The 1,833-nt window shown below is 55.8% G+C and carries 1 rRNA gene (running past one end of the window); it reads left to right on the forward strand.

Features of this window, described 5'->3' with window-relative positions:
• Positions 1–72: 72 nt before the first annotated feature.
• Positions 73–1,833, forward strand: a 23S ribosomal RNA gene (locus R4P57_RS26730) (it continues 1,491 nt past the right edge of the window).

A 1,833-nucleotide genomic window follows, 5' to 3' on the forward strand; every position in this document is an offset into this window, starting at 1 on the left:
GTGGCTGGTGCTGCTGTGAGTCTGGGTTGTGTGTGTTGTTTGAGAATTGCACAGTGGACGCGAGCATCTTTGTTGTAAGTAATGAAGAGCGTACGGTGGATGCCTTGGCACCAGGAGCCGATGAAGGACGTAGGAGGCTGCGATAAGCCTCGGGGAGCTGTCAACCGAGCTGTGATCCGAGGGTGTCCGAATGGGGAAACCCAGCACGAGTGATGTCGTGTTACCTGCACCTGAATATATAGGGTGTGTGGAGGGAACGTGGGGAAGTGAAACATCTCAGTACCCACAGGAAGAGAAAACAATAGTGATTCCGTGAGTAGTGGCGAGCGAAAGCGGATGAGGCCAAACTTTGTGCGTGTGATACCCGGCAGGGGTTGCGTATGGAGGGTTGTGGGGTTTGCATTGTCGATTCTGCCGGATCGGCCGACAGTGAGAAATTGTGGTGTTAGTCGAAGTGGTCTGGAACGGCCTGTCGTAGAGGGTGAGAGTCCCGTAGACGAAAACATTGCAACTGTCGTTGTGGATTCCCAAGTAGCAGCGGGCCCGTGAAATCTGCTGTGAATCTGTCGGGACCACCCGATAAGCCTGAATACTCCCTGGTGACCGATAGCGGACTAGTACCGTGAGGGAAAGGTGAAAAGTACCCCGGGAGGGGAGTGAAATAGTACCTGAAACCGTGCGCTTACAATCCGTCAGAGCTGGTGCATGATTCGTCATGGCTGGTGATGGCGTGCCTTTTGAAGAATGAGCCTGCGAGTTAGTGGCATGTCGCGAGGTTAACCCGTGTGGGGTAGCCGTAGCGAAAGCGAGTCCGAATAGGGCGTATCACCGCAAGGTGTGTAGTGGCGTGTTCTAGACCCGAAGCGGAGTGATCTACCCATGGCCAGGTTGAAGCGACGGTAAGACGTCGTGGAGGACCGAACCCACTTAGGTTGAAAACTGAGGGGATGAGTTGTGGGTAGGGGTGAAAGGCCAATCAAACTCCGTGATAGCTGGTTCTCCCCGAAATGCATTTAGGTGCAGCGTCACGTGTTTCTCATCGGAGGTAGAGCTACTGGATGGTCTAGGGGGCCTACAAGCTTACCGAAATCAGCCAAACTCCGAATGCCGGTGAGTGAGAGCGTGGCAGTGAGACTGCGGGCGATAAGGTTCGTAGTCGAGAGGGAAACAGCCCAGATCGCCAGCTAAGGTCCCTAAGCGTGTACTAAGTGGAAAAGGATGTGGGGTCGCGAAGACAACCAGGAGGTTGGCTTAGAAGCAGCCACCCTTGAAAGAGTGCGTAATAGCTCACTGGTCAAGTGATCCTGCGCCGACAATGTAGCGGGGCTCAAGTACACCACCGAAGCTGCGGCACTCACACAATAGCCCGCTGTTCCCTTGCGAGGGTTCAGCCAGGTGTGTGGGTGGGTAGGGGAGCGTCGTGCAGCCATGGAAGCATCGGAGTGATCCAGGTGTGGAGGCTGCGCGAGTGAGAATGCAGGCATGAGTAGCGAAAGACGAGTGAGAAACTCGTCCGCCGAATGACCAAGGGTTCCTGGGCCAGGTTAATCCGCCCAGGGTGAGTCGGGACCTAAGACGAGGCCGACAGGCGTAGCCGATGGACAACGGGTTGATATTCCCGTACCCGTGTAACCGCGCCCATGGTGAATCAGTGACACTAACCACCCTGAATCTCGCTTACTTCACGCCTTCGGGTGTGCGGGGGCGGGTGGATGCGTGGGACCTGATCTGGTAGTAGCCAAGCGATGGGGTGACGCAGGAAGGTAGCTGGGCCAGTCAGTGGTTGTACTGGTGTAAGCCTGTAGGGCGAACGGTAGGCAAATCCGCCGTTCA

Source organism: Rhodococcus sp. IEGM 1330, assembly GCF_033142445.1.
GTDB lineage: Bacteria > Actinomycetota > Actinomycetes > Mycobacteriales > Mycobacteriaceae > Rhodococcoides.